Origin of the sequence: Methanospirillum sp. (assembly GCF_035406105.1) — an archaeon.
Taxonomy (GTDB): Archaea; Halobacteriota; Methanomicrobia; order Methanomicrobiales; family Methanospirillaceae; genus Methanospirillum.
Window position 1 is genome coordinate 1 of record NZ_DAONKG010000193.1, and the last position, 4,573, is coordinate 4,573.

Sequence of the window (4,573 nt, forward strand, 5' to 3'; positions counted from 1 at the left end):
GGCAAAGAGATGTCATATGAACTTCGGCGCAGTATTGAACATGCCAATCAGATCTCAAAAACGTCTGCAGAGAAGTCCAGGGAACTTGTGCAGGCACTGCTCCAGCTGGATAAAGTAAAACCCGACGTGGCCTACCGGATTGCAAATATTATGCCACGGACACGGGATGAAGTGCGGGCAGTATTTGGCAGGGATAAATTCTCTCATACCCCCGAGGAACTTGATGCCATCATTGATCTGGTGATTTCTCACTTCAGATAGGCTTGATTGTCATGAAAGAAGAAAAAAAAGAGATCAATGCGGTAGTCTTAGATATCCTTCCGAAAGGGTATCCGGATGATCCAAGGCCGATGTACAAAAGGGAGCCGGTTGTTCAGGCTGTCGGAGTGGAACAGTTCAAACTTCTGGAACTGATTCCAAAAAACCTGACCCTAGACATTGGTGAACTTGTATATATCGGGGGTGGGGAACGCCCGAAGATCGAGCGGGTGAAGCGTCGGCTCAGATACGATGAACTGACGCACAGTGCAATACAGGAGCTCTCCTTTGCAATTGAACGGATTATAAAAGATCGGGAAAAGGACTTTGTCGATTTTTATAATCGTGCAATACCAATCACTCCCAAACTGCATATGCTTCATCTGCTCCCGGGCATCGGGAAGAAACTGATGTGGGAGATCATCGAAGAACGTGAGAAGAAACCATTTGAGAATTTTGCAGATATTTCTCAACGAATCAAAGCTATCCCACATCCGGACCGGATGATCCTGAATCGGATACTGGAAGAGATTCAGGATCCGAATGTCAAATATCATCTCTTTACATCACGATGAAAGCATACCGTGACCAGCATTTTCTTACTGATCCACGGATTGTTGCCCGGATTGCAGATCTCCTGGATGTATCCGGGCGCGTTGTGCTTGAGATTGGACCAGGAGACGGTATTCTGACACAGGCACTTCTTGAACGGGGTGCCCGCGTCATCTCTGTTGAACTGGATTCAACGCTGATCACAAGGCTGTCAGGACGGTTTGCATCTGAAATTTCAGACGGGTCTCTGACCCTTATTCATGGAGATGCGGTAAAGGTCCCTCTCCCTCCCTTTGAGATTGTCATGGCAAACCTTCCGTACTCAATATCTTCTCCGATAACATTCAGACTGCTTGATATCGGGTTCGAAGCGGCGATTCTCATGTACCAGAAGGAGTTTGCGGACCGGATGATGGCTCATCCCGGAACCAGGGATTGTGGGAGACTCTCGATTATGCTTCAGACATATGCACGGGCAAACCGGTGCTTTGATCTTCCCCCCGGAGCATTCACCCCCCCGCCCAAGGTTAGATCCACGGTGGTATGGATAGAGCCCCGTGAGCCATTATTCCCAATACAGAACCGGGCTGTCTATGAAGATCTCGTCAGGGAACTCTTTACCCGCCGGAGAAAGACAGTACAGTCTACTCTGAAAGCCCTTGCAGGAAGATATGGAACAGAGCGGATTTTGTCTGTAATCAGCGATCTCGATCCCAATATTCTCTCATCCAGACCGGAGGCACTCTATCTTGAGGACTTTGCCACCATCTCCAACCGGCTCAGTACCTGATACGAGTCAGATTTACCCCCCACGGGAGGATACCTTTTTTCTTCTTCGCATGGCTCAGGCGGAGATACGACCTGATGATATCATTCTTGAAGTGGGGACCGGAAGCGGGTATATTGCTTCTTCACTTCAAGATTTATGCACGGTCATTGGAACCGACATAAACCCTCATGCCGTGCTTTTATCACATACACGGGGTGTTCAGGTCATCAGAACTGATATGGCGCGTGGCCTTCGCAGGGTGTTTACGATGATCCTTTTTAATCCGCCGTACATCCCGACAGATAAGGATGAACGAATACATGACTGGCTTGAGTATGCCCTTGACGGGGGAACGGACGGGCGTGCCCCGCTTGCCCGGTTTCTTGTGCATATCCCTGAGGTTCTGGCACCAGGCGGTCGCATTATGATTCTGATCTCATCATTACAGGATTTTCACCGGTGCGAGGAACTGTTCTCGCATACCGGATTTTTGAGCACATGTATCGGATCTGAAATCCTTGAAGACGGTGAGAAACTGCGGATATATATCCTGAAAAAGAAGGATTGAGATGCGGTTATTGCATATTGGTATATCGATGCATTATCTCTTCTATTGAACAGTGTTTCAGCTCGATAAGGGCACTGATGACCGAGTCTGCAAATATCATCGCAGACGTCTCAAACAGGGTTCCAAGCGGGGTGCATGCCGCGGATATTGACCGGTGCTCACCTCGGAGCTGCCGGAGGTCAAAGTGATCAGAACCGATATAACAGCTCTCGTCATCAATTTTTAAGAGAACGACACAGTCTGCTATTGCTGCCATGGGTGAGACTTTGGTACCGGTGATCAGGCAGATCTGACCGCCTATCTGGCGGGTAGTCTCGCATGCTTCCATGACGGATTTTGTCTTTCCTGAACCTGAAAACGCAATCAACGTGTCATTTTTATGAAACGAGGGGGTGACCGTCTCACCGACAACATAGGAGGTCAGACCCAGGTGCATCAGACGCATGGCAAAGGATTTTGCAACAAACCCGGACCGGCCGGCACCAATGACAAAGATTCTTTGCGCTCCCATCAGTGCAGATAAAAAACAATCAACCTGTTCCTGCTCCAGGGTCTCTGCTATCTCCCCAATCCGGGAGATCATCATAAGCATGATATCCCGAAGCGGGATACATGGTTCTGCCGTTGGTGGTGAAGACATGAAATATGCCGTATTATTGTTGGTTCCAAAGGTTCATCTTCCTTTCTTTAATGCCTGAAATACCTGATTCCAGTAAATACCATCGCCATTTTTCTCCGGTTTGCCTCGGCAATCACTTCATTATCCCGTATCGATCCTCCCGGCTGAATAAGGGCGGTCGCTCCTGCATCTGCTGCGACCTCCAGGGTATCTGAAAACGGTAAAAACGCATCCGATGCAACGACCGATCCGCTCAGCGGGAATTGTGCCTTGGAGATGGCTATTTTCGCACTGTCAACCCTGCTCATCTGACCGGCACCAATACCAAGGGCACGATGTTTGTCAGCAAAGACGATGGCATTACTTTTTACGTGCTTGCAGACTTTCATTGCAAGTATCATGGCGGCTTCCTCATCAGCAGTCGGGTCGCGTTCGGTAACAACCTGCCATTCCTCTCTCCGGACAGGTGTCACCTGAACCAGTGCTCCCCCGTCAATGGTTCTGACGGCTGCACCTCCCACAGGATCAGCAAGCAGCAGGAGTCTGAGATTCTCTTTGGTCCTCAGGATTTCTCTGGCTTCATCAGAGAACGAGGGAGCGATGAGAACCTCGATAAAAGTCCGGGCGATCTCTCTGGCAAGATCTGCATTCACCTCACGATTCACGGCAACAATACCCCCATATGCAGAGACCGGATCACCATCACGTGCTGCAATATAGACATCGCGGATTGTTTCACCAGTCGCAACCCCACAGGGGTTATTATGCTTAACAATGACGGCGGCACATTCATCAAACTCCCGAAGAAGACCGACTGCCGCATCGACGTCAAGATAGTTATTGTATGACATCGCTTTGCCCTGGAGCGGCAAAGTGCCACCAATCCCGGTCTCACCATACACTGCAGCAATCTGGTGCGGGTTTTCACCATATCTAAGCATCCGGCCGTTGCGGAACTGTACCGAATAGACCTGGGGCAACTCCTGATCAAGACCATAGAGATAATTACTGATGGCCCCATCATAGGCCGCCATGCGGGCAAAGACTTTCCTTGCATACGAGAGTCTCTCCTCTTTTGAAAATGCCTTCCCGGAGGATACTGCCTGAATCAGATCAGGATAATCTGCGGGGTCAATAACCACAAGGACATCGGCGTAGTTTTTTGCGGCTGCACGGATCATCGCCGGTCCACCGATATCAATGAACTCGACAAGCTCCTCAAGGGGGAGGGACTGTTTTGTCATCTCTTCAAACGGATAGAGATTGACAACAACCAGATCAATCGGGCCGATATTGTGCTCTTTCATAATGGCATCATCGATCCCTCTCCTGCCCAGAATCCCTCCATGGATCCGGGGATGGAGGGTCTTGACCCGTCCGTCCATCATCTCCGGAAACCCGGTATATTCTGATACCTCAATGATGGGAATACCTGCACCGGTGAGGACTCTGGCGGTTCCCCCTGAACTTAATAGTTCAATACCGGCCTGATGCAGGGTCCGGGCAAGATCTATGATCCCTTCCTTATTCCAGACTGAAAGCAGTGCACGTTTCATGTGGTACTACGTAGGTCATCAGGTATAATGAGGATACTGGGATGCCGGAAGATCTGTCCGGATATCTGGAAGGTCAGAAAAATTGAGGGGATATGGTTACTGCCGCTTTCCGGCAGCAAGCAGGAGTACTGCCAGGGAGATAATTCCGAGGAAGGGACTGAGCGGCTGTTTTTGAGCTGTCGTTTTCTTCTCTCTTGGTGGAGAAGGGAGGGGCGTTTTTGTCGGTTTTGCTGTCACCTCGATGACCGGTT

At 49.7% G+C, this 4,573-nt stretch carries 6 protein-coding genes; 4 read left to right on the plus strand and 2 right to left on the minus strand.

What is annotated here, in order from left to right; all coding sequences use genetic code 11:
• The 4 genes from PLA23_RS10635 to PLA23_RS10650 all read left to right on the plus strand — a co-directional run.
• Positions 1 to 261: RNA polymerase Rpb4 family protein (locus tag PLA23_RS10635; RefSeq protein WP_324475163.1), on the plus strand; the 261-nt coding region annotated here is incomplete at its 5' end.
• 11 nt (positions 262 to 272) lie between these two features.
• Positions 273 to 833 (plus strand): DUF655 domain-containing protein, encoded by a 561-nt coding sequence (locus tag PLA23_RS10640; RefSeq protein WP_324328767.1) that lies wholly within the window; start codon positions 273 to 275, stop codon positions 831 to 833.
• Complete coding sequence (gene rsmA / locus PLA23_RS10645) at positions 830 to 1,600, plus strand: 16S rRNA (adenine(1518)-N(6)/adenine(1519)-N(6))-dimethyltransferase RsmA (RefSeq protein WP_324328764.1); 771 nt, start codon at positions 830 to 832, stop codon at positions 1,598 to 1,600. Before PLA23_RS10640 ends, rsmA begins: the two co-directional genes overlap by 4 nt.
• Positions 1,569 to 2,147 (plus strand): HemK2/MTQ2 family protein methyltransferase, encoded by a 579-nt coding sequence (locus PLA23_RS10650; protein ID WP_324475164.1) that lies wholly within the window; start codon positions 1,569 to 1,571, stop codon positions 2,145 to 2,147. The genes rsmA and PLA23_RS10650 overlap by 32 nt, the downstream gene beginning before the upstream one ends.
• Before the next feature lie 7 nt (positions 2,148 to 2,154).
• Here the strand turns inward: PLA23_RS10650 and hxlB are convergent, their stop codons facing one another.
• Positions 2,155 to 2,787 carry a 6-phospho-3-hexuloisomerase gene (gene hxlB, locus PLA23_RS10655; protein ID WP_324328760.1) on the minus strand — a complete coding sequence of 211 codons (633 nt, stop codon included), beginning with the start codon at positions 2,785 to 2,787 and terminating at the stop codon, positions 2,155 to 2,157.
• 47 nt (positions 2,788 to 2,834) lie between these two features.
• Positions 2,835 to 4,322 carry a bifunctional phosphoribosylaminoimidazolecarboxamide formyltransferase/IMP cyclohydrolase gene (gene purH, locus PLA23_RS10660; RefSeq protein WP_324475165.1) on the minus strand — a complete coding sequence of 496 codons (1,488 nt, stop codon included), beginning with the start codon at positions 4,320 to 4,322 and terminating at the stop codon, positions 2,835 to 2,837.
• Positions 4,323 to 4,573: the final 251 nt, after the last annotated feature.